The sequence below is a fragment of the Rhizobium sp. 10N414 genome, from assembly GCF_056394785.1.
The window spans coordinates 12,619-35,233 of record NZ_JBFTIN010000040.1; the positions used below are offsets into that span (position 1 = coordinate 12,619).

Annotated in this window: 20 protein-coding genes and 1 pseudogene; 13 read left to right on the top strand and 8 right to left on the bottom strand. The window is 58.9% G+C overall.

Features of this window, described 5'->3' with window-relative positions:
• Positions 1-3: 3 nt before the first annotated feature.
• From AC1DE4_RS26070 to AC1DE4_RS26105, 8 genes are all read left to right on the top strand, one after another.
• A complete protein-coding gene (locus tag AC1DE4_RS26070; RefSeq protein WP_169681577.1) occupies positions 4-765 on the top strand; it encodes a DUF1028 domain-containing protein in 762 nt (253 codons plus the stop codon).
• Between the two features lie 20 nt (positions 766-785).
• The gene (locus tag AC1DE4_RS26075) at positions 786-2,636 is read left to right on the top strand and encodes an ABC transporter ATP-binding protein (RefSeq protein ID WP_169681574.1); all 1,851 of its coding nucleotides are present in this window, start codon (positions 786-788) and stop codon (positions 2,634-2,636) included.
• Positions 2,637-3,079: 443 nt separating this feature from the next.
• The gene (locus AC1DE4_RS26080; RefSeq protein ID WP_169681572.1) at positions 3,080-3,988 is read left to right on the top strand and encodes an AraC family transcriptional regulator; all 909 of its coding nucleotides are present in this window, start codon (positions 3,080-3,082) and stop codon (positions 3,986-3,988) included.
• Between the two features lie 145 nt (positions 3,989-4,133).
• Positions 4,134-5,348, top strand: a complete 1,215-nt coding sequence (hemA, locus tag AC1DE4_RS26085) for a 5-aminolevulinate synthase (protein ID WP_169681570.1) — start codon at positions 4,134-4,136, stop codon at positions 5,346-5,348.
• Positions 5,349-5,399: 51 nt separating this feature from the next.
• The gene (locus AC1DE4_RS26090; protein ID WP_169681568.1) at positions 5,400-6,656 is read left to right on the top strand and encodes a condensation domain-containing protein; all 1,257 of its coding nucleotides are present in this window, start codon (positions 5,400-5,402) and stop codon (positions 6,654-6,656) included.
• A 119-nt stretch (positions 6,657-6,775) separates the two neighbouring features.
• Positions 6,776-7,726 (top strand): catalase family peroxidase, encoded by a 951-nt coding sequence (locus AC1DE4_RS26095; protein ID WP_169681566.1) that lies wholly within the window; start codon positions 6,776-6,778, stop codon positions 7,724-7,726.
• A 41-nt stretch (positions 7,727-7,767) separates the two neighbouring features.
• Entirely contained in the window at positions 7,768-8,664 is an 897-nt protein-coding gene (locus AC1DE4_RS26100) for a helix-turn-helix domain-containing protein (RefSeq protein WP_477883741.1), read from the top strand.
• A 9-nt stretch (positions 8,665-8,673) separates the two neighbouring features.
• Positions 8,674-9,567, top strand: a complete 894-nt coding sequence (locus AC1DE4_RS26105; RefSeq protein WP_112658381.1) for a helix-turn-helix domain-containing protein — start codon at positions 8,674-8,676, stop codon at positions 9,565-9,567.
• A 71-nt stretch (positions 9,568-9,638) separates the two neighbouring features.
• Here AC1DE4_RS26105 and AC1DE4_RS26110 read toward each other — a convergent pair whose 3' ends face one another.
• Positions 9,639-9,878, bottom strand: a complete 240-nt coding sequence (locus tag AC1DE4_RS26110) for a hexameric tyrosine-coordinated heme protein (RefSeq protein ID WP_018858175.1) — start codon at positions 9,876-9,878, stop codon at positions 9,639-9,641.
• A 218-nt stretch (positions 9,879-10,096) separates the two neighbouring features.
• Here AC1DE4_RS26110 and AC1DE4_RS26115 point away from each other — a divergent pair, with 218 nt between their 5' ends.
• A complete protein-coding gene (locus AC1DE4_RS26115) occupies positions 10,097-11,098 on the top strand; it encodes a catalase family peroxidase (RefSeq protein WP_169681562.1) in 1,002 nt (333 codons plus the stop codon).
• A 579-nt stretch (positions 11,099-11,677) separates the two neighbouring features.
• Entirely contained in the window at positions 11,678-12,103 is a 426-nt protein-coding gene (locus AC1DE4_RS26120) for a pyridoxamine 5'-phosphate oxidase family protein (RefSeq protein ID WP_169681560.1), read from the top strand.
• Between the two features lie 197 nt (positions 12,104-12,300).
• Here the strand turns inward: AC1DE4_RS26120 and AC1DE4_RS26125 are convergent.
• From AC1DE4_RS26125 to AC1DE4_RS26155, 7 genes and pseudogenes are all read right to left on the bottom strand, one after another.
• Positions 12,301-12,438 (bottom strand): annotated as a pseudogene (locus AC1DE4_RS26125) (IS30 family transposase); the annotation flags it as partial.
• 63 nt (positions 12,439-12,501) lie between these two features.
• Positions 12,502-13,038 carry a cytochrome b gene (locus tag AC1DE4_RS26130; RefSeq protein WP_112658375.1) on the bottom strand — a complete coding sequence of 179 codons (537 nt, stop codon included), beginning with the start codon at positions 13,036-13,038 and terminating at the stop codon, positions 12,502-12,504.
• Entirely contained in the window at positions 13,035-14,081 is a 1,047-nt protein-coding gene (locus tag AC1DE4_RS26135) for a catalase family peroxidase (RefSeq protein WP_169681558.1), read from the bottom strand. The genes AC1DE4_RS26130 and AC1DE4_RS26135 overlap by 4 nt, the downstream gene beginning before the upstream one ends.
• 502 nt (positions 14,082-14,583) lie before the next feature.
• A complete protein-coding gene (locus tag AC1DE4_RS26140) occupies positions 14,584-15,414 on the bottom strand; it encodes an alpha/beta hydrolase (RefSeq protein ID WP_477883745.1) in 831 nt (276 codons plus the stop codon).
• 14 nt (positions 15,415-15,428) lie between these two features.
• Positions 15,429-16,916 carry an NAD-dependent succinate-semialdehyde dehydrogenase gene (locus AC1DE4_RS26145; RefSeq protein WP_169681554.1) on the bottom strand — a complete coding sequence of 496 codons (1,488 nt, stop codon included), beginning with the start codon at positions 16,914-16,916 and terminating at the stop codon, positions 15,429-15,431.
• Positions 16,917-16,934: 18 nt separating this feature from the next.
• Positions 16,935-18,161 (bottom strand): iron-containing alcohol dehydrogenase, encoded by a 1,227-nt coding sequence (locus tag AC1DE4_RS26150; protein ID WP_169681552.1) that lies wholly within the window; start codon positions 18,159-18,161, stop codon positions 16,935-16,937.
• Positions 18,158-19,192 (bottom strand): Ldh family oxidoreductase, encoded by a 1,035-nt coding sequence (locus AC1DE4_RS26155; protein WP_083929876.1) that lies wholly within the window; start codon positions 19,190-19,192, stop codon positions 18,158-18,160. The genes AC1DE4_RS26150 and AC1DE4_RS26155 overlap by 4 nt, the downstream gene beginning before the upstream one ends.
• Before the next feature lie 89 nt (positions 19,193-19,281).
• Here AC1DE4_RS26155 and AC1DE4_RS26160 point away from each other — a divergent pair, with 89 nt between their 5' ends.
• Genes AC1DE4_RS26160 through AC1DE4_RS26170 form a run of 3 tightly spaced genes read left to right on the top strand, consistent with a single transcriptional unit; the run spans position 19,282 to position 22,563 of the window.
• Positions 19,282-19,983, top strand: a complete 702-nt coding sequence (locus AC1DE4_RS26160) for a GntR family transcriptional regulator (RefSeq protein ID WP_112648121.1) — start codon at positions 19,282-19,284, stop codon at positions 19,981-19,983.
• Positions 19,984-19,993: 10 nt separating this feature from the next.
• Positions 19,994-21,574 carry a sugar ABC transporter ATP-binding protein gene (locus AC1DE4_RS26165; protein WP_210258250.1) on the top strand — a complete coding sequence of 527 codons (1,581 nt, stop codon included), beginning with the start codon at positions 19,994-19,996 and terminating at the stop codon, positions 21,572-21,574.
• The gene (locus tag AC1DE4_RS26170) at positions 21,571-22,563 is read left to right on the top strand and encodes an ABC transporter permease (protein WP_169681550.1); all 993 of its coding nucleotides are present in this window, start codon (positions 21,571-21,573) and stop codon (positions 22,561-22,563) included. The genes AC1DE4_RS26165 and AC1DE4_RS26170 overlap by 4 nt, the downstream gene beginning before the upstream one ends.
• Positions 22,564-22,615 lie beyond the last annotated feature (52 nt).

The following is a 22,615-nucleotide window of genomic DNA, read 5'->3' on the forward strand; positions in this document are numbered from 1 at the left end:
GCCATGACCTGGTCCATCGTTGCCCGCGAACCGGAATCCGGCCATCTGGCGATCGCGGTCGCCACCCGCTTCTTCGCCGCCGGCGGCGTCGTGCCGCACATTCGCGGCCGCGTCGGTGCGGTCGCGACACAGGCCTTCGTGAGCCCGCTCTACGGCACCGATGGCCTCGCCATGCTCGCCGCCGGCAAGTCGCCGGAGGAGATCATTCCGGCTCTGACCGGGCGCGACGAGGGGCGGGACCAGCGCCAGCTGCACCTCGTTGATGCCAAGGGCCGCAACGCGGCCTTCACCGGCACCAAGTGCATCGATTGGGCTGGCCATCTGGTCGACGACAACGTCTCGGTCGCCGGCAACATGCTGGCGGGACCGCAGGTGATCGCCGAAACGCTCGCCACCTTCAAGAAGACGGCGGGCAGGCCCCTGGCCGAACGGCTGCTCGAAGCCATGCAGGCCGGCGAGGACGCCGGCGGCGACAAGCGCGGCAAGCAGTCGGCAGCGCTCCTCATCTACCGCGATCAGGATTTTGCCTGGCTCAATCTGCGCGTCGACGACCACGCCGATCCCTTGGGCGAACTCAACCGGCTCTACGCCGTCGCCAAGGAGCGCTACCTGCATGTCGCCGAGACCATGCCGACCCGGGACAATCCGAGCGGCATGATCGACCGGCGCGAAATCGACGAGCGGATCGCAGGGCTGGAGGCGGAACGCGTGGCGGCCGGAAGACCGTCCGCCTCGTTCGCCACGCCGCTCAAAGCCGCGACCTGATGCAAATGGAAGGTGAGCCCATGACAACCGCAGCCGCCGTCAAGCCCGCCGCAGGCCTGGCACCCGTCCTGTCGGTCTCCGGCCTGACGACGTCGTTCAAAGTGGACGGCGCCTGGCGGCCGGTCGTGCGCGACGTCTCCTTCGACGTGATGCCCGGCGAAACCGTCGCCATCGTCGGCGAAAGCGGCTCCGGCAAGAGCGTTACGTCGCTCTCGATCATGCGGCTGCTTGCGAAAGGCAGCAGTCGCGTCGAAGGCCGCATCCTGCTCAATGGCAAGAATCTCCTTTCGCTCTCCGACAAGGAGATGCGCGGTGTCCGCGGCAAGGACGTCGCGATGATTTTTCAGGAGCCGATGACCTCGCTGAATCCGATCTTCACCATCGGGCGGCAGATTTCCGAGGCACTGACCTGCCATGGCAATCTTTCGGCGGCGGAAGCCAGGGCTGAGACGATCCGTCTGCTCGAAAAGGTCCGGATCCCGAATGCGGCCTCCCGCTTCGACGAATATCCCCACCAGTTTTCCGGCGGCATGCGCCAGCGGGTGATGATTGCCATGGCGCTCGCCCTGCGTCCCAAGTTGTTGATTGCCGACGAGCCGACGACCGCGCTCGATGTCACCATCCAGGGCCAGATCCTCGATCTCATAAAGACGCTGCAGGAAGAGGAGGGTATGTCCGTCCTTTTCATCACCCACGATATGGGCGTGGTAGCAGAGATTTCGGATCGCACCGTCGTCATGTATCGTGGCGAGGCCGTTGAAACAGGAAAGACGGAAGACGTTTTCCACCGCGGCCAGCATCCCTACACCCGCGCCCTGCTTTCAGCGGTGCCGCGTTTGGGTTCGATGACGGATCGTGCAAGCCCGCTTCCATTCCCGGTGGTGGACGCGGTGACCGGCCAGCTGAAAGAGGCCGCAGAGGCTTGCCGAACCGTTGACGATAACAGGAAGCCGGTCCTCGAAGTCAAAGGGCTGGTCACCCGCTTCGACATTCGCGGCGGGCTGCTCGGGCGCAAAACCGGTGCGATACACGCGGTCGAGAACGTTTCCTTCGACCTTCACCAGGGCGAAACACTCTCGCTCGTCGGTGAATCCGGCTGCGGCAAGTCCACGACCGGCCGCTCGATCATGCGCCTTCTCGATGCGCGGGCCGGCAGCGTTCGCTTCGAGGGGAAGGACGTGTTGAAACTCGACGGCACCAGCCTGCGCACCATGCGCCGCAACATCCAGATGATCTTTCAGGATCCCTTTGCCAGCCTTAACCCGCGCATGAGCGTCGGCACCTTGATCGCCGAACCCTTCAGCGAACACGGCCTTGGAACGCGCGCCCAGGCACGCGACAAGGCCGCCGACCTCATGGAACGGGTCGGGCTGAAGGCGGAGATGATGAGCCGCTATCCGCACGAATTCTCGGGCGGCCAGCGCCAGCGCATCTGCATTGCCCGTGCACTGTCACTTGATCCGAAGGTCATCGTGGCCGACGAAAGCGTTTCGGCGCTCGATGTCTCGATCAAGGCGCAGGTCTGCAATCTCCTGATGGACCTGCAAAAGAGCCTCGACCTGGCCTATCTCTTCATCTCCCACGACATGGCCGTCGTCGAGCGCCTCAGCCACCGGGTCGCAGTCATGTATCTTGGCGAGATCGTGGAAATCGGGCCGCGTCCGGCGGTCTTCGGCAATCCGCAGCACAGCTATACGAAGAAACTGATAGCTGCAGTGCCGGTCCCCGATCCTGCTCGCCGAGGTATCCGGCGAAACCTCGCGGCTGACGAGCTGAAAAGCCCGGTGCGTCCGCTCGACTATGTCCCACCCACACGCCAGTATCGCGAAGTCAGCCCCGGCCACCTGGTCAGGATCGACCAAGACGCCTAGGACCTAGGTTTGTGCCACTACGGTCGTGTTCTTCGACGTTTGATCGGATCGCGGGCGGACGGCGGGATTGAGAGATTCCCACCGGTCTGTGGCCCGCTTCTATCCGGAAAAACTCCTTAGCCTGCATCAGCAGGTTATAGGCGATCGCTTCGCTGGAAATACTAGATCCGAAGCCCTTCATGGACACCATTGCCGATTATGGAAGGACGACGGGAAGCAAAAGTCGTTTTGAGATGGATATGTTGACTCCTTGCAAACAGGGCTTCATGCCGCAAATGGATCACAACCTCACGCGTGATTGACTGGTCGGCCAATGACGGCCGTGCACCCTGGCAAAGTGAGCGGTCCGAGCGTTTGCGATAGGCACATTCTTTTTCGACATATTGCATCGCCGAATGGCTGTCATATTATGCGCATCCATTCGAAGTGATCGTGGTGACTAAATGCGCGATAGCGGTGGCTACGGGGAAGGCTTCGGCAAAAGGCTTGGCGCGCAGGCAACGTCCTTTGTCAGCAGAGCGCTTCGAAAATCGACGATCGCCGCAACCGAACTCCGATATGATAGTCCGAGCTTTGAACTCTCCACTCCTCCAAAGGAGGAAGATGCGTTCATGGTCGGGCACTATCTTGTCGGCTGTCCATCCTATCTTTACTGGGAGAGTGGTCGTCCCGCTCCGGCCTCGGCAATAGGTCAAGGGCAGACCATCATTTATGACCTCAAGCGACAGCCGACATTTCTCCTGAATCACGGCTTCCACACTGTTCACTACTATTTCTCCCGTGCCGCCCTAAGCGCCCTCTCAGAGGAAGCAGGTGCTTCTCCTATCGATGAGCTGCAATACAAGCCGGCATTGGCCACCGACGATCCTGTTATGCGGAATATGTCAGCCGGATTGTTGCCGTTCTTTGGGCGCCCCGAAGAAGCGAGCGTGCTCTTTATGGACCATGTGATGCTTGCGATCGGAATCCACGTGGCCGCTCGCTATGGCGGCATGAGGCTTAGGCGGGAAGGCGCGCGCGGCGGGCTTGCACCTTGGCAGGAGAAGCGGGCTAAGGAAATGATCGTGTCTAGACTTGGTGAGGATATCTCGCTCGCCGCAGTCGCCAGCGAATGCGGGGTGTCGGCCCGTCATTTTTCCCGGGCGTTTCGACAATCGACCGGTATTTCGCCGCACCAGTGGCTGACGCGGCAACGCGTGGAGACTGCGAAGCGGCTTCTCGCCGCCAACGAACTGAACCTCACCCAGGTGGCCCTGGCTTGCGGCTTTGCTGACCAGAGCCATTTCACACGAGTTTTCGTGGCGCTAACCGGAACGAGCCCAGGGTTATGGCGGCGGAATAACGCCATATGAGCGTTGTCAGGGCCGAGAGAACAGCGATCCGCCCTTAAACTTATTCCTGTCCGAATCAAACAATAGATGACCCGTCGCTTCCAGCGGCCTTCCAGTTCATCGCTTAGGATGATCCCGTCTTCAGTTGGAAACGCGGGAGAAAAAGATGGACTACGAGGCATTTTTCAATGAACGGTTGTCAGACCTTAGGTCTGAGGGCAGGTATCGGATTTTCGCCGATCTTGAGCGCACCGAGGGCACATTCCCCCGAGCTATGATTCATTCGCCGGACGGATCACGTGAAGTGATCGTGTGGTGCTCCAACGACTATCTCGGCATGGGGCAGCACCCTGCTGTCGTCTCCGCTATGAAGGAGGCCGTGGATTCATATGGGGCCGGAGCCGGGGGCACCCGCAATATCGCCGGTACCAATCACCTTCATGTCCTTCTTGAGAGCGAACTTGCCGCCTTGCATGGCAAAGAGGCGGCTTTGACATTCAGTTCCGGCTATATGTCGAACTGGGCCACTCTGACGACACTAGGCACGCATATACCCGATCTTATTGTCTTCTCGGACGCAGCTAATCACGCTTCGATGATTGAAGGCATCCGCCATTCGAGGTGTGAGCGCATTGTCTGGCGGCACAATGACATCCGCGATCTGGACGACAAGCTCCGTGCAGCCGATCCTCACGCCCCGAAACTGATTGCCTTTGAATCTCTCTATTCGATGGATGGTGACATTGCTCCCATCCGTGACATCTGCGACCTCGCCGAGAACTATGGTGCGATGACCTACCTTGATGAGGTCCATGCCGTCGGAATGTACGGGCACACCGGCGGCGGTATTGCCGAAAGTCAGGGTTTGTCAGACCGTCTGACGATTATCGAGGGAACGCTGGCCAAGGCGTACGGGGTCATGGGCGGTTACATCGCCGCGTCGGCAGCGCTCTGTGATTTCATTCGCTCGTTCGCCTCTGGCTTCATTTTTACGACAGCGTTGCCACCGGCGCTTACCGCCGGGGCATTAGCCTCGATAAGGCATCTTAAAAAGAGTCCATTCGAGCGCGCCCGGCATCAGGATCGGGTCGCCCGATTGCGCGCGCTTCTCGACCGAGCCGCCATTCCTCACATTGATAATCCCAGTCACATTATCCCGATCGTCATTGGCGACGCGGCCAAATGCAAGTGGGTATCCGACCTTCTCGTTCGGGATTTCGGCATTTACGCRCAGCCAATCAACTATCCGACTGTCCCCCGTCGGACCGAGCGTCTCCGGATCACGCCTACACCACTTCACACCGATGCGGACATCGAACACCTCGTTGGCGCACTCTCGTCCTTGTGGTCGCAGTGCGCGCTTTCCAAAGCGGCAGCCTGAGCCCGAGTATCGCGGCAATCGTTGCTGGCCGTCCGAACAAAGGAATTCGTCATGGAACAGCAGGTAAAGCCATCAGTCGCCCCACAATCCGGCATTCCACTTCGTCCCTTAGGCGCTGTGGAGCAATACTTCTGGCTTAGCGACCAAAATAGTCCCAAACACTTCTGCATGACGCTGCAGGTGTCGGGCGAAACGACAATTGAATCCTGGAAGAGTGCTCTCGAGGCTACCCGGTTGCGGCACCCACTCCTGCGTTCGAAGATCGCAAGGAATGAGTTCGGCGTTCCAAGTTTTTACATGGGCAGTGGTCGCCCGATCCCGCTAGAAGTCATCAGGTCCGAGCCGCCACATGCGTGGAAGACAGTGGTGTCGGATGAACTAATGAAGCCGTTCGAACAAACCGATGCGCCGCTCGTTCGCGCAGTTTTGTTTCACTCACCTCGCTATGCGACACTGGTCTTCACTGCGCATCACGCAGTAGCTGACGGCATGTCGATCGCATTTGTATTGCGAGACATGCTAGAGGTGATGAGTGGCGGTCACCGCGGACAGCTCGGGCTGGCCCTCGCGCAAGAGAGCATCGCCTCTGAATGGGACGTTAGTTCCGTCGGGGCAGCCCAGGGCGCAACGGCGATCCCGGCGCGAATGCTTGATAGGTCAAAGGGCTGGCCCGTCATTTCGAGCCTGCAACTGTCGCAGGAATTCTCAGCGCAGCTTAGGGTGGCTGTGCGGCGTCATGCGACGACCGTCCATGGCGCGCTCCTGTCGGCCATCATTCTGGCAGGTCGGCGGCTTTCAAAAGCATGGTGCGACGCGACAATCCGCGCCGTATCCCCGGTCAATCTCAGGCCGACGCTCGGTATCACAGACGACTGTGTTGTCTCCATCGTCTTCCCGATCGGCGGATACGCGCCGGGCATCGCGACCGGGCTCTGGGATTTGGCCAAGGATATCCGCCAAGACCTGATGCCGATGAAGACTCGAGAGGCAATTGTCGAGTCCTTCGGTGCGTTTCAGCATATCTTCGACACTTCGCCCTCGGTCGAGGAGCTCGCCGCCATCGAGTTGCAGGCTTGTGCTTGCGAAATGATGCTCTCGAACCTTGGGGAAGCGCCCTTGTCTGACGCGTACGGCGCTGTCCGTGTCGAAGCCCTTTGGGGACCATCGGTTTTTGTCGGCATCGAGGGCGAGCAGATGATCGGTGTAGCGACAGTCGGCGGCCGCATCCATTTGCTCCACACGAGCTTCACACCGATTCCCGGCCTTCTGAAGGCTGCCGAAAACCTGCTCCGGGAAGCCGTTGATTGATCATGAAGCGCAGACGATTTTGTCCTTTTTAGACAAAACATCGCCGCCCAGTTCACGACACCCGAGATGCCGCTACTAAACTCAACGAACACCAACGCGGTTCGCCGGAGGTATAGGCGATGGCTGATGTGATCGAAAACACCGAATTTGTCCCGGCCGAGGGAGCCGCGACGCCGGCGTCGATTGTGGCGGCCCTCAAGGCTGTTGCGGGCAATCCTCCAAAGGTTCGAGCAAGTTTCGCAAAGGGTCGGTGCGTACGCGGCCGCTACGTGCCTTCCGAGCGCGTAGCGGAAATTACACGTTCTGTGAATTTCACGAGACCAGGCCGTGTACTCGCGCGGTTCTCGATGGGTGGCGGCAACCCGAATGTGCCGGATACGAACAGGTTGGTGTTGCGCGGGTTCAGCTTTCGCATCGAGACCGACGGCGAGACGTCGGACATCCTTGTCGAAAGCGCACCGGTCCATTTCGCTCGCACTCTCGACCAGATGCTTGCCTTCCTTAAGGCCCGCATTCCCGGGCCGGACGGCAAACCGGACCCCGCCAAAGTCAAATCCTTTTCGGACGCCAATCCCGAGACGCTCAACCAGGCGAAGTACATTGCGGCCCGTTCGCTCCCGGCGAGCTTTGCGGGAACCACGTACTGGGGAGTTCACTCATTCCCCGTTATCAACGAAGCAGGCAAGACGAGATTCATTAAATTCAAGATCGTGCCACGGATCGGAGAGATCGTTCTGACCGATGAAGAGGCGAAAGAGAAGGCTGTGGACTTTCTCCACCATGACCTTGAGGATCGCATCCGGAACGGCGGGATAGAGTTTGACATTCTGGCGTTGCTCGATCGACCAGGCGATCCGACCATGGATGTTACCGCTCGCTGGCCCGGAGAAGATGAACGTGAAACAGTTGTCCTCGGTACGATCACGATCGATGCGATCGATAGTGATCATGCCTGCGATGTCTCGATTTTCGATCCGGGTACGTTGGCCCACGGAGTTGGCTATCCGCCCGACGAAATCTTCGCCGCGCGTCTGAAGGCCTATCGAATTTCCTTGGCAAAGCGCCAATAACGACCGATCGAACTACGAGAGCTGCCCGCGAGGAAACTGAGATGCGCAGTCAGGGAGTTTATGGACAAAGTCTCGGAGACCACTTTCACCTGGACGACGCTCCGGCCATCGTGACCAAGACGCTGAAGCGATCGGAAGTGGCAGTCACACACATTAAGTGTCGGAAACCTAGCCTGACGTCATCGATCCCGYCCGAAGATGCCTATCTGGTGGCGTATCAGATCGAAGACTGCATCGAGCACGAGCTTTGGATCAACGGCAAGGGTACCGGCAGGCTTCCCTTTTTCGGCGGCCAAACATCCTTCTACGATCTGCGTGAAGACCCAACGTCCTTCATCGGCGAAACTTCGAATTGCATGATGTACTACCTGCCGAAAAGCGCCATGGATATGATAGCGGAGGAACATGGCAAGCGATTTGGAGAGCTGGAGATGCGGTCCGACAAGCCCGCTGATGATCCGGTCATCGCCGCCCTTAGCACAACCCTGATGCCCGCTTTTGCAAATCCCGAATATGCGAGCCAACTCTTCCTCGATCACACGACGCTTGCCGTCGCCAATCATATCGCCCACCGTTACGGCGGTCTGCACGTGATTGCGCGGGCTGTCGCTGGAGGTCTCTCCGCGAAGAATGAACGGCGCGCGAAGGAAATCATCGACGCCAATCTTACGGGAGAGATTTCCCTCGCGGAACTTGCATCGCACTGCGGACTGTCGCCTCGCCATTTCGCGCGCGCCTTCAAGCAATCTACGGGAATGCCCGCGCATCACTGGATGGTGGTGCGGCGTTGCGATCGGGCAAAGGAGCTGCTTCGGGATACCGGATTGCCGATTTCCGACATTGCACTCGCCTGCGGTTTCGCAGACCAAAGTCATTTCACCCGCACCTTTTCCCGCATTGTCGGCATCTCGCCCGGCGCGTGGCGCAGGCGCGCTTAGGAGAACGATATGGAAGAGACCGGTGCTTACGGTGAGCGGTTGAGAAAGACTTTCAAAGTCGCCCGCGCGCCATCCCTTGTCGCCAAAACCTTGAAGAACGCCCGGATCGCCATCACGGAAATCCGTTGTGATAAGGCAAACACGGGCCTGAGCGAGCCGATCGCAGTCGAGGACGCGTTCCTCATGACCGTACAGTTGCGCGACGTTCCCGCTCACGACCTGTTCCTTGATGGCAAGCAAATGAAAACCGCGTTTCTGCCTGTGGGGACAACGAGCTTTTACGATCTGCGCTCGTCTCCGGTGGCCAATAGTATAAGCGCTTTTAACCACATTAGCTTCTATGTGCCCCGGACAGCATTGACGGCTATCACCGATAAGGAAGGAATTCCGTCGGTCGACGCTTTCAATCACAACCCGGGCGTTGGCGTGCAGGACCCCGTCATGCATAATCTGGTCCGTGCCATACTTCCGGCGTTCCGTTCCCCTGGTCTCGCCAATCAGTTGTTTGTCGACCATCTGACAGTTGCTGCAACCGCCCACGCAGTGCGCCATCACGCATGTGCGTTTCGACAAAAAGCGACGCGGCGCAAGACCTTGTCGGACGGAGAGGTCTCAAGAGCACAGGAAAAGCTCTCAGAACATCTGGACGGTGACCTCAGGCTGGAGGAACTTTCGGATGAGTGCGGCATGTCGCCACTAGAATTTGTGTCCGCCTTCGAGGAAACCGTCGGCGGCTCCGTTCACGCCTGGAGGGACGACCTCAGGATTGAGCGTGCGAAGCGCCTGTTGGTCCGCGGCTACGAAGCCGGAGAAGTGGCCGCGCTCCTTGGTTATGAGCAAGTTTCCGACTTCGTCGGCGATTTCATCCGAAAAGTCGGGACCGACCCGCGTGGTGTCCACTGACTATCACTACCGGTCGCTCTTTTGCACTTTCGTACGGATTCAATTTGCTCTTTGTTTGCCTCCTCTCCGCTCTATGCAATGGGTCGATCGTGCCAATAGTTGTTCGCCGCAGCGATGGCTTGAAAGTTCATCGCAATGATTTGGCAGGCCATTAAAATGGTTTCGGCATCGTCCTCGTAGATCACCACCAGCCGGTCCCGTATGCTCTTCGAAGGCTGGACCTTCCTCACCATTTCCCATGCAAGCCTGGCGGCCAGATCGACGCCTTCGCGGGGCGTTGCGGTTTCAAGTGATGCAGCGAACTCTTTCACGGATGCCTCCCAGCTTCTTTTGCCGTTGCAGGATAGTTCACTCAGGTTCGCAGGTATTGGACGGTGGCGCCGCTGCTTGCACTATCCGGCCATTCCGTACTGCACCTGAATGTTCAATTTGATGGCCCGATTTGGAAAAGAATGACAGTTGCGGAAAATCCGGATTGTGGCGTCTCGGGCAAAATTGCGTGGTGAATATAGCGAAAAGGAGCAATCGCATGTCGAACCTCACTTCCGCCAATTTCCGGATCAAACGTTGCCTGGCGGCATCAGTCTTTTGGGCCGCCGTGATAACGTCGGCCGCCTGGGCGGACGGGCAGAAAGAAACGCCGCAGGACCTCATAAACACACTCCACGGGACATTTGGTGCGCACCACGAACGGGCGGTGCACACCAAGGGCGTGATGGTCGTTGGTACATTCACGCCGACCAGGGACGCGAGTAAACTCACGAAAGCTTCGGTGTTCTCCGAAGGAAAACTCCCCGTCGTTGCGCGTTTCTCCCTTTTTGCCGGCGTGCCCGACATTCCCGATACGGCGAATGGCGCGGCACCAACCGGCCTAGCGATCAAAATCAAGGCCAAGGACGGGACTGAGTTTGATTTCGCCACCGATCAACACAACGGATTCGTCGTCGCGACGAGTGACGAATTCGCCAACTTTCTACGTTTGGTAGCCGCGAGCGGTCCGGGCGTGGAACATCCGACGCCGTTGGAAAAGTTCCTCGATAGCCATCCAATCTCTAAGCATTTTGTCGAGACACTCACGTCCCCCGCATCCTACGCAACTGCGACCTTCTTTGGGATCAACTCATTCAAATTTACCAATGGTGACGGAAAGTCGGCGTTTGTGCGCTATCGCTTTGTGCCGAAAGCCGGAGAGCATTACTTGAATCCCGAGGAACTCAACAGGATGGGACCGAACTATCTCCAAGAGGAAATCGTGTCGAGGATTTCCAAGAAGCCGGTCGTATTCGATTGGTATGCGCAGGTGGCCGAAGATGGCGACAAGATCGAAGACCCGTCTATTGCATGGCCGGAGAGCCGCAACCTCGTAAGGCTTGGCACATTCAACTTCGATGGCTTACCGCGCGATAAGGCCGTCGCCGACAAGCAAACGCTTTTCCTCCCGGGTACCAGTCACCCTGGTATCGAACCGGCTGACCCCATGCTGACGTTTCGCAACCACACCTATCCGATATCGTTCGGAGAGCGGCAGTAGGAAGCGCCAGTTGCCGGCCGCCGCCCTGTTGCGCCACGAACATTGAAAACAAAGCGCTTTTTTCGGGCGCAGATGGGCCGCGTTTCGCATCCGTTCCCCATCTGCGCCCATAATTATTTTGGGCGCAAGGGCAGGGCGACGTGTCTGCTTTGCGGCAAGAGCGATCATAGCCGTGCAAGTGAAGCAACGTCCTGTCGGCGATCTTGCGTTCTTTTGGAACCTTGACCTTCATGATGTTCGGCGCAGGACCCTGCCGGCAGATGACGTGGGAGAGCACCTCTGCAACCATTTCCTCGCTTGCATGCAGTTTGTGCTGCTGAGGCGCGCACGAAGTGGAACAAAACCACCATCAGTCCGCTCGAGGTCCAGGTCACGGTCTTGACGACCATCGAACGAGGGCGAGCAATGTGTTAATCGTCCTGGAAGGCATGAGATTAGAACGGACGCATCAATCGCTGGATCGGGCGGTGAACGCATATCTCGCAAGCTCGCGGCGCTGGCGGCCAAACTCCGGTGAAGCCGGCGGGCTGTCGAATGAGACTGCACAAAAGTCGTGAATACTCACTGAGGGATGAGGCAATGGACGAAGATCATACGAAACGCATGATCCTTGAATTCCTGAGGAAGCACACTTTGGCGGTCATTGCGACATGCCACGGCAATGGAACGCCGGAGGCGGCTACGGTCGACTTCTCGGTGCGGGACAATCTTGAGATCGTGTTCGACACTTTCAAAGACACCCGGAAGTTCAACAATCTTGCGGAGCGTCTCGGCGTCGCGTTCGTTGTCGGATGGGACGACAACATCACGGTTCAATACGAGGGTAAGGCCACAAGGGTTCCTGCCGCAGATATCGAACAATACCAGGAAGCCCATCTCAACAGCGTTCCGGCCGAAAGGGAGTTCATCGAGAGAGGGGCCGAGATGTTCAAAGCGACGCCGCGGTGGATTCGATATTCCGATTTCAACAAGGAGCCTCCCGAGCTGATCGAGATTCAATTCTGACAGACGCAACCGCTTCGGATCGCCGTCCGAGGGCGTCGGCAAAATCGTGACACCGGCCTTGAGGGCACGATAACCTAGAGGATCGCGGAGGCTCAGCAAACCCGATCATCAAGATAAATGCGGGCACTCCCAACGCTCGCGAATCGTGGGCTCGGCGACGCGTTTCGTTCTCGGAACGGCTGCTTTGGGTAGTGGGTTCAATTGATCGCCGCAACACATTCTGCAAATTTTTCCGCGGGCGTCTGATAAAGCAAGGTCTTTCTTGGACGTTCGTTGAGCTGCCAGGCGATAGGATTGAGCAGGGCTTGGCTATGTACGGACAGGCCGGGCGGAAAAATGGCCTTCGGGCCTCACGAACGAAGTCCTTTTGCAGGGCGACCTCGTCGATCGGAGCGAGCCTACTTGCCAGACAGCATCGTTTGCAGGACCCCATCGCGTCGAACTAGACCATGGAAGAGCGCTGCCGCCAGATGCACCATCACGAGGGCAAAGAACGCGAAGGCGAGATAGAAATGCGCGCTCCACAGCATTGTATGGAGGCTCGCGCTCTGCGGTAGGATCGGCGGAAGGCGGAACCCACCAAAAAGCACGATGGGATAGGCGGCTGCGGACATCATGGCCCAGCCGATCAGGGGCATGCCGATCATCAGCGCGTACAAGCCAACATGGGAGAGATGCGCAGCGAGTCTCATCGGCTCGGGAAGGTCTGCGGGCAGTGCTGGTGCGCCTGATACGAAGCGCACCAAAAGACGAACCAAGGCAAGAACGAGAATGGCGATTCCCAGCGTCTTGTGGGTTATCAGCAGCGGTACGTACTGCCGTCCGATGGTCGAGACCATTCCGACGCCGATGAACAGCATGGCCAGAATTCCGATCGCCATCAGCCAATGCAACAAACGCTGAACGGCGGAGAAGCGTGTTTTTATGTCCGTCATGGCTTTGCGCTCACTGCTGTTCGAGGATAGTGGTTCGCCTCACTGGTCCGCAGATCATAGGATCTGGCATAAGCTGCCGATCGGGCTGCCGGGAACGGATCATCGCCAACCTTGATACCGTCAGGCAAAATGGTCGGGTCAAAATTGATATCCCGGCAGGGACCATCAACCTCCGGCTCGATTTTCTGCACCACGAGCGTTCCAGCTTCGACAGTACGCCGCTCGGGCGGCCAGGCCCCCGTCGGATCCGATGTTGGATCTGAGGGGTCGGCAACTGTCAGCACGAGTGTCCAGCGCTGCGGCGATTTGGCAACGCGCTCAGTAATGTCTTCTTCGAGATGATTGGGGCCGAGTTTCGTGAAATCCGCGCCGGAGATTGGCACGGCCTGCGTTTCTGGGCGCAATGACCAACGCACTGCGTTCTTTGTACCCGCAGCATCCGTGAATATGAATGCATTGAGACTGTTAAAAGTCACCTCCGCGTAGCTGGCCGTCCAGGGAGCCGTGGTTGCCCACTCGCCAAACGCAGCAAATTCTGGATGTGCTGCCACGAAGCCTTTCATCGCTTCGGGATCCTTACTCTTCGAGGCCTCGAGCAGGTCGTAGAACCCGTGAGGCGTCGAGACCGCGAAGACGGGTGGGTCAATTAGTGCCATGCGCCAGACGCTGTTGTCAGGCGCTGAGATTTGCACGCCGACGCCCCGCACCCGCACCGTCGGATCAGCGGCGTTCGGATCAGGAGTTGCCAAGTTGAAGCGCCCGAGAACGGGGTAGTGTCCTGCGGTGAATACCGTTGCCTTCGAAAGCGCCACGGCGGTCCCATTCGATTCAAAGGTGCCAGTGAAGCAGACGCCCTTTGCGTGATTCCGCCGATGTCCCAGCGCGGGTCCGCCTGGAGGCGCCAGGGCGCTGACAAGTTCTGTTGAAGAAAGGCGGCCGGGCGAAAGCCATCCGGCAGTGTAGGCAAAGGCGCCGACGCTGAAACCGACCACCGCGGCAATCAGCATCAAGGATCCGAGAGCGGAACGCTGCGAGCCCGGCATACAAGCCTCTCCGTCTTTAGCAGTTTCTCTGCGATGCTAGGAAATCAAAGCTAGTGCGTCGACAGGCGACGACGCGGGTTTCAGCGCTTCTCCTGTTCTTGGGCCACGGAGGATGGCATTGTTGTTGAGCGCGGTCAAATCGGACTTCATAACGGGAAACGCATCCTCAATGGCCGGGATGGGGTACCTGGAAGAGGTGGCGAATCCGTGCTGTGATCGATGTTGGATGGAGCTGAGCGCCTCAAGTCATTCGACAGGTGAACTCGCTCTCCACTCGCAGTACCACGCTGTCAGCACGGATGAGCGTATTGGTGAGCCCCGGTCGGCAATCATGTCGGCGTGCCGCTGGGGCGGCTCGCGAGAACGGTATTGGTCGCTTTCATGGCTCCTTCCTTTTTCGAGGATCAAGCGGGCAAATCCGGATTCGCGCCATTATCAGGCAACATTGATGAGCGCCTTGATGTTCACGCGCGTTGCAAGCATGGACCGAAGCATCGAAGCTTCAGGCGGGGCACGGCTCGCCAGTCACTAATCGGGCGAGAAGATCTCCAGCCTCAGAGCCAGGGACACCGAGGTCGCGAACTGAGTCCATGTGGTTCCGAGCTGCCAGGATCTTCCGGACTGCCGGGAGCCCTTGCCCTCGCAAGGTAGACAGAAACGCATTAGATTGCGCATGAAAAGGATCTGTCTCTTTTGCGCCAACCGCTAGGATAACGCGGCAGTGCGGGTCGTGGTGGTGAGAGAGAGGTGTGAAGCGCGCCACCTCTTCATCCGATAGCGCAATCTCGTTTTGAAGAAACGACCGCTGCAATGGAGCGAGGTCGTAAAGGCCACCGAGCAAGAACGCACCTTCGATGCGGGAGGGGATGGTACTCCCATGAAATAGGAAGCTTGCGAGGTGTGCGCCAGCCGAATGCCCGCTCACCGTTAGTGTCGAGGGGTCGCCTCCATACTCTGCGATGCGGTCAATCACCCATCGTTTGGCGCGTACGACTTGGTCGACAAGGACCTCCATCCTGTAGGCAGGCATTAATGCATAGTCGACGATGACCGCGATCGCGCCTGCCTGGGTGATGGTGTTTGCAACACAGGAATAGTCGCGCTTGGAGAACATCCGCCAATAGCCCCCATGGATGAACATGTGGACCGGAAGGTTCTTTCGTGTCCCTTCCGGATAGAAGATATCCAAGCTTTCGGAGGGACCGTCGCCATAGACGACGTTCCCAGTCATTGATAGAGTTTCGCGAGTTCTTTCACTCGCTTTCACGATCTCGCTGACAATGCTGTCGAAGTGCGCAACATGATCACGTATGCGAAATGGGTCCGTTTCCACGATTGCTCCCCAGCTCAGAAACTTGTTGCGATATATTTCGCTTCCATGAATTCGGCAATGCCATGATGCTGACCACCCTCGCGGCCAAGGCCGCTTTGCTTCACACCGCCAAACGGGGCTGCAGGATCGGATACAAGACCACGGTTTAAAGCAATCATCCCAGCCTCGATGCCGTCGGAGACCCGCAGCCCGCGTGCAAGGTCGCGCGTATAGACGTAGGCAGCCAGGCCGTGTTCCGTGTCATTGGCTCTCCGGACGGCTTCTTCCTCGGTTTCGAAGCGATAGAGCGGCGCGACCGGACCGAAGATTTCCTCTGAGGCCATCTCTGACTCAAATGGTACATCCGCCAGAACAGTCGGAGGATAGAAATAGCCGTCACCTGCCGGGGCGTCGCCGCCACAGAGTACACGGGCTCCTCGGACCTTTGCATCGTCCACGAGGCGTGCGATCTTGTCGACCGCCTTGCGGGTGATCATTGGACCGCATTCGGTGTCCCCGGAAACTCCCGACCCCATAATGAGCGCGCCCATGCGCCTTGTGAGGCCTTCGGCAAATGCATCGTATATCCCCGACTGGACGTAGAAGCGGTTGGCCGCGGTGCAGGCTTCGCCGGCGTTTCGCATCTTGGCGATCATCGCACCGTCAAGGGCCGCTTCCAGGTCTGCGTCGTCGAACACCACGAAAGGTGCGTTGCCGCCCAACTCCATGGAGCAGGAGATGACGTTCTTCGCAGCCTCGGCCAAGAGGCCGCGACCGACACCAGTCGATCCTGTAAAAGAGAGCTTTCTGACACGTGGATCCGCGAGAACCTCTGCCGTTAATGGTCCGGGGTTGGTCGTCGTCAGTACGTTTACGACACCGTTCGGCACCCCGGCCTCCTCATAGATTGCAGCCAATGCGTAAGCAGTCAGCGGTGTTTCGCTGGCGGGCTTCAGTATCACGGTGCAACCAGCAGCAAGCGCAGGCGCGATCTTCCGGGTAGCCATCGCCGCCGGAAAATTCCACGGCGTGATCAGCAGGCAGATGCCTATTGGCTGGTAGTCGACGATGATGCGATTGGTGCCTGATGGCGCTATGCCGAACTCGCCCGTAATGCGGACAGCTTCTTCCGCATTCCAGCGGAAGAACTCGGCTGCGTAGGCGACCTCACCACGCGCGTCGCGCAACGCCTTGCCATTTTCCAGCGAGATCAGTGTCGCCAGCATCTCGGAGCGCTCGATCATAAGCTCGAAGCACCGGCGCAGGATCTCGGAGCGCTTGCGTGGGGGCGTAGCCCGCCATCCCGGCGCTGCAGTGGATGCAGCTTCGACACTGGCGCGGGCATCCTCGATCGTGGCATCCGGCACGGTGGCGAGAACCTCGCCCGTCGAAGGGTTCACGACGTCGATTGTCCGACCGGACCGAGATGGCTGCCAGGCTCCATCGATGTAGAGGCCGCGTGCGGTCGCCGTGAGATCCGGCAGTTGGTGGTCGACTTGAGGTATGTGTTGGGCAATGGTCATGATGCTTCCCCGATTCTCTTAGTTGGCGGATGCGACGAGATCGCCTTCGTAGGCCGCTCTGACGAGACGCTTCATGGCGTCGAGGTCAAAAGACCGCGGATTGTTTTTGATGAGCCTGTCGATGCCGAAGGCCTGTTCAGCGGTCCAGTCCAGCTTGTCGGCAGCAAGGCCCAGATCCGCGAGCGTCCGTGTAATGCCTATTGTTGCAAACAGCCTGCGGATCTCTTCGATAGCGGCGACTGCAAGTTCTTCGTCGCTACGGTTCGCGTTGTCGAGGCCGAGTGCGGTGCCGATTTCGGCCATCTCGGCAGCGGACACGGATCTGTTGTAATTCATCACATAGGGCATCATGGTAGCGACACCGAGACCGTGTGCTGTGTGGGTCAGCGCTCCGGCCGGATATTGGATCGCGTGAGCCGCAGCGGTCCCTGCAGTCCCAAAGGCACATCCGGCCGCCAACGCACCCATCATGACATCGGCCCGTGCGTCTTCATCGGAGCCATTCTTGCAGGCCCTCTCCAGGCTGCGGCCGAGAAGCTTGATCGCCAGCAACGCGAAATGATCGGTAAGAGCGCTCTTTCCGATGAATACATGGTTCTGAGCAAGCAGCGGATCGGTACCGCGTCGCGCCGCGGTGAAGGCCTCGATTGCGTGGGTGAGGGCGTCGGCCCCCGCAACCGCCGTCAGTCCGGGCGGGCAGGTCATCGTAAGTTCGGGATCGCAGATGGCGGTCGTGGCGATCAGATAGGGACTGGATATCCCAACCTTGAGCGTGCGTTCGGAATCGGAAATGACAGCGACGGGCGTGACTTCGGACCCCGTCCCTGCCGTCGTCGGCACAGCGATGATCGGAAGCGTCGGGCCGGGCACCTTGTACTCGCCGTAGTAGTCCTTCAACTGCCCGCCATGGCTAAGGAGCAAGGCGGCACACTTTGCCATGTCCAGACAGCTTCCTCCACCAATGCCAATCACCATGTCCGGGTGAAAGGTTCGTGCTTCCTCCACACAGACGGAAACTGTCTCGATGGGAACGTCCGGCTGGACACCATCGTGGATCAGTACTGTGATCGAGGCGGCCTCGAGCGCCTTCACGATATCCGCGAAGACGGGCGTAGCAGCGAACCGCTCGTCAGTGCATAGCAACGCACGCCTGCCCAGCTTCGCGGCAATGTGCGGGAGGGCATGACGTTGTCCCTTGCCGAAGAGAATTTCCTGGGGAAGCCGAATGGCGGCGAAAAGGGTCATTGTGCATGTCCTTTGACAAGTGCTTCGTTTGAGCGGGAAAGGGCGTTAAGTTCGTCCCAAAGCCTTCCAGGAATCTCGATTCCGTCGCAGAGCGCCTGCTGGCGGCGCGACCAGGTGCCGTCGCCAGGGACCGTTACTGGTCGTGTGGGCTCGGCTGGACGCGATTTCCGGATGCGATCGAGGTAGGTACTGAAGCAAGCGAGGAGGTCGGGCTGCTTGCCGGCGTCGATGGCAATCAACACGTCCCCCTTGTTGCAGATGGCATCGGCATCCAGCGTTCCCCGGACGTCAGGCGCAGTCGATGAGTCCGCAATCGAGGCCACCAGCAATTCAAGTGCCATACCAAGAGCGTATCCCTTGGCGTCGCCGAACGGAGCGATCGACCCGTTCATTGCAGCGGCGGCGTCGGTCGTCATTTCTCCGTCGCTGTCGCGTGCCCAACCCTCCGGGATCGCGCATCCGTTTGCCGCATGGTGATGGATCTTCCCCATTGAAACCACAGAGGTCGCGAGATCGACGACAAGCGGTCGGTCCGCAGTCGGCACGGCAATCGCAAGGGGATTGGTGCCGAGGAGGGGCGTTGTCCCGCCATATGGGTGGACAAGTGCCTCGCTCGAAGATAGCGCGATCCCGATGATGCCTTCTTTCGCGAGGTGCTCTACGTAATAGGCGAGCATCCCCAGGTGGTTTGAGTTCCTGATGCCAGCAACGGCGACGCCTGTCGAAGAAGCTCGTTCAGAGAGCATGGTGCATGCCTGGAGAGCGACCACTGGCCCCAGTCCGCGCAGCCCGTCGATCTTCAGGAATGACGGCGTTCGCCAGTGTGATTTCCCTTGGGTGCTTGGATCGATGAGACCATTGCCAATTCTCTGAAGAATCCTCGGCAGCCTTTGAAGGCCATGCGATGGATGACCTCTCAACTCTGCTTCGACGAGAACGTCGGTTTGCTGCAAAGCGTATGAACGAGGGGTCCCTTTTTCCTCGAGAAGGTTCCTCACCAGGTCCGCCGCTATCTCCCTCTTTACTCTCACGACAGCTCCAAATAAAATCCTATAGGATATAGTATTGAATATCGGCGAGCATCGTGTTAGCGATTGGTTCTGTCAAGAGGCAATAGATGATGCAGAATAGAACACCCACGATCCTTAACGATGCGCCGGACACGGGCGCGTTCATCCCGAGGGCCAATAGTCTTGCGGGAAGCGTCTATGAGGCAATCTTCGCCCAATTGATGGCTTTGAAGATTCCCCCAGGCGCAAGGATCAATGTCGATAATCTGGTGCGCGAACTGAATGTCTCGCAGACGCCCATCCGCGAAGCGCTTGGGCGGCTGGAAGGGGAGGGACTGGTAGTCAAGACCCACCTAATCGGTTACAGCGCGGCTCCCCAGATCGCCCGACGCCGCTTCGACGAGCTTTATCAGCTGCGTCTTCTGCTTGAGCCGGACAGCGCAGCCAGAGCGGCCCTCGCGATGGACGATGAAAAGCTTGCAACGCTTCGCGAAGCAGCCGGAGTGATGGGGCGACGTGATGGCACCGATGAGCGCCTTCGCTATTCGACCTTCGCGCGCCAGGACGCAATGTTCCACGACCGTATCCTCGAATATGCGGGCAACGAGCTCATCCGCGAGACGCTCAATCACCAGCACACGCATTTCCATATCTTCCGTCTGATGTTCCACTCACGGGTGACCGAGGAGGCTCTCGACGAACACGAAGCGTTACTGACGGCATTCGCTGCAGGCGACGCTTCCGCCGCCGAGAAGGCGATGCGCGTCCACCTTGAGCATTCGCGGGACAGGCTGCTCCCAGCTTTCGATTGAGGAATCTGCGATGTCGAGCGTTGTCAGCATTCAGAGAGATGGAAGAGCGCCCGTGGTTCAGGCCGATGACCTCGCACGTCAGCCGGTGTTGCGTGCCGAAAACCTTTCCAAGGAGTATGGCCAGGTCACGGTTCTTTCGGATGTGACACTGGACATCCTTCCCGGCGAGATTCACGCGATCATCGGCGAGAACGGTGCCGGCAAATCGACTTTCATGCGGCTTCTGTCCGGCTACGCCGAACCTACCGCAGGTTCGCTGAGCATGGACAAGGGCGTGGTCCGTTTTGTCGGGCCTGAGCAGGCCCAGCAGGCTGGTATTGTTCTGGTCCATCAGGAAATTCTGCTTGCCGATGCCCTGACTGTCGCGGAAAACCTGTTCCTCGGCCGCGAATTGATGCGCAACGGAGTCGTTGACGACCGGACGATGCGCCGTCTCGCCGCTGAGAAGCTGGCCGAACTCGGAAGCATGGTTTCCCCCAATGCGCTGGTGCGAAACATCTCGCTTGCCGACCGCCAGCTTGTCCAGATCGCTCGGGCGCTGCTGGATGATCATAGGCTGGTGATCTTCGACGAACCGACAGCCGTCCTTACGGGGGACGAGGTCGAGCGATTGCTCTCGATCATCTTGCAACTCAAGGCGCAGGAGATTGCTGTCCTCTATATCAGCCACCGTCTCGACGAGGTGCAGCGAATTGCAGACAAGGTAACGGTGCTGCGCGACGGCAAGCTGGTCGGCACGCACCCGGGCCACAGTCTCAGTCAGTTGGACATGGCGCGTCTGATGGTCGGACGCGACCTCGCGGCGCTCTATCCGGAAAAGTCACCCGCGGCCGCTGGTGAAAAGATGCTTTCAGTCCGCAACCTGTCAGTTCCGGGTTTTGCAAAGGAAATCACCTTCGACGTTCGCAAATCCGAGATTCTCGGCTTCGCCGGAATGATCGGGGCAGGCCGGACGGAGCTATTCGAAGGGATCATGGGGTTGAGACCGGCAACTGGCGAAGTCGAACTCGAAGGCAAGTCGATCAACATTCATTCGCCGCGGGCGGCGATCGACGCCGGGATCGGTTACTTGACCGAAGACCGGAAGGGAAAAGGACTTCTCCTCCAGGAGCGGCTTGCACCCAACCTCACCCTGTCCGCGCTTCAACGGTTTCATCCCGGTTTGTTGATGCGGCGACGCCGCGAACAGACCGCTCTGACACAGGCCATCGATCAATACGACATCCGATTGAAGAGTCTGGGGGTGAAAGCAGGACAGCTATCCGGTGGCAATCAACAAAAGCTCCTGCTTGCGAAGGTATTGTTGACCGCGCCCTCGGTCGTCGTCATCGACGAGCCGACGCGTGGCATCGATATCGCCAACAAGGCGCAGATCTACGCATTCATCCAGCGGCTCGTGGCTCAGGGGAAGGCGTGCGTCGTGATCTCCTCCGAAATGCAGGAACTGATCGGGATCTGCGATCGAATTCTTGTGATGCGGGAAGGGCGCATCGCGGGGGAGGTCTCAGGAGACGAAATGACGGAGCACAACGTCGCGCTTCTGGCGACAAGCGACGCTGCTCCGGGAAAAGGCGAGGGAGGAAACAGATGACTGTTATTACGGGTTCGACCCCGGTCAAACCGGAGCGGGAATGGAATATCGGATGGGCGGATGTGGGACCATTTATGGCTCTGATCGCATTGCTGGCAATCGGTTTTGCGGTCAATCCGGATTTCCTCTCCGCGACCAATCTCGGCAACGTCATCACCCGCAGCGCCTTCATTGCGATCATCGCGGTCGGCGCAACCTTCGTCATCTCGTCGGGGGGCCTTGATCTCTCCGTGGGCTCCATGGCCGCATTCATCACCGGGATCACGATCATGTTCATGAACCGGATGGCACCCGACTGGGGTGTTTCGGCAATCCCGGCCGGGATGGTGGTGGCGATTGCCGTGGGTCTCCTCTGCGGATTGATGAACGGTATTATTGTGACTGTCGGCAAGATCGAGCCGTTCATCGCGACGCTCGGAACAATGGGCATCTTCAGGGCACTGATCACGTACATGTCCGACGGCGGCACGATCCCGATCGATCGCACCCTCCGCGACGCGTACCGCCCCGTGTACTTTGGCACCGTCGCGGGCATCCCGTTGCCGATCCTGATCTCGATTGCCGTCGCTGTCGTCGCCTCGTTCATTCTCTACAAGATGAAGTACGGGCGCAAATGCGCCGCGGTCGGGGCCAACGAGGACGTTGCCCGCTATTCCGGCATATCGATAATCAAGACCCGCACGATCGCCTACGCCATCCAGGGTGCCTGCGTTGCGATCGCCGCGATCTGCTACGTGCCGCGTCTTGGCGCGGCCACCCCGACGACTGGCGTTCTCTGGGAGCTCCAAGTCATCACGGCAGTTGTCATCGGCGGAACCGCACTCCGCGGCGGCAAGGGTCACGTCTGGGGCACGGTCGCCGGAGCGGTCATCCTTGAACTCATCGCCAACCTGATGGTGCTGTCCGACTTCGTTTCCGAATACCTGGTGGCGGGCGTCCAGGGCGTGATCATCATCATCGCGATGCTCATTCAGAGGTTCTCGAAATAATCCGCGTCCGGACCGCGCGGCGAATGAATTTTGTCGGTCCTATTCTGGGAGG

Excerpts from the sequence above, each read along its gene's own strand:
- AC1DE4_RS26135 (WP_169681558.1), bottom strand. The coding sequence starts at position 14,081 with ATGCCGGGCTCGCAGCGTTCCGCTCTCGGATCCTTGATGCTGATTGCC.
- AC1DE4_RS26105 (WP_112658381.1), top strand. The coding sequence starts at position 8,674 with ATGGAAGAGACCGGTGCTTACGGTGAGCGGTTGAGAAAGACTTTCAAA.
- AC1DE4_RS26165 (WP_210258250.1), top strand. The coding sequence starts at position 19,994 with ATGTCGAGCGTTGTCAGCATTCAGAGAGATGGAAGAGCGCCCGTGGTT.
- AC1DE4_RS26130 (WP_112658375.1), bottom strand. The coding sequence starts at position 13,038 with ATGACGGACATAAAAACACGCTTCTCCGCCGTTCAGCGTTTGTTGCAT.
- AC1DE4_RS26070 (WP_169681577.1), top strand. The coding sequence starts at position 4 with ATGACCTGGTCCATCGTTGCCCGCGAACCGGAATCCGGCCATCTGGCG.
- AC1DE4_RS26090 (WP_169681568.1), top strand. The coding sequence starts at position 5,400 with ATGGAACAGCAGGTAAAGCCATCAGTCGCCCCACAATCCGGCATTCCA.
- AC1DE4_RS26160 (WP_112648121.1), top strand. The coding sequence starts at position 19,282 with ATGCAGAATAGAACACCCACGATCCTTAACGATGCGCCGGACACGGGC.
- AC1DE4_RS26170 (WP_169681550.1), top strand. The coding sequence starts at position 21,571 with ATGACTGTTATTACGGGTTCGACCCCGGTCAAACCGGAGCGGGAATGG.
- AC1DE4_RS26120 (WP_169681560.1), top strand. The coding sequence starts at position 11,678 with ATGGACGAAGATCATACGAAACGCATGATCCTTGAATTCCTGAGGAAG.
- AC1DE4_RS26145 (WP_169681554.1), bottom strand. The coding sequence starts at position 16,916 with ATGACCATTGCCCAACACATACCTCAAGTCGACCACCAACTGCCGGAT.
- AC1DE4_RS26150 (WP_169681552.1), bottom strand. The coding sequence starts at position 18,161 with ATGACCCTTTTCGCCGCCATTCGGCTTCCCCAGGAAATTCTCTTCGGC.
- AC1DE4_RS26080 (WP_169681572.1), top strand. The coding sequence starts at position 3,080 with ATGCGCGATAGCGGTGGCTACGGGGAAGGCTTCGGCAAAAGGCTTGGC.
- AC1DE4_RS26115 (WP_169681562.1), top strand. The coding sequence starts at position 10,097 with ATGTCGAACCTCACTTCCGCCAATTTCCGGATCAAACGTTGCCTGGCG.
- AC1DE4_RS26095 (WP_169681566.1), top strand. The coding sequence starts at position 6,776 with ATGGCTGATGTGATCGAAAACACCGAATTTGTCCCGGCCGAGGGAGCC.
- AC1DE4_RS26075 (WP_169681574.1), top strand. The coding sequence starts at position 786 with ATGACAACCGCAGCCGCCGTCAAGCCCGCCGCAGGCCTGGCACCCGTC.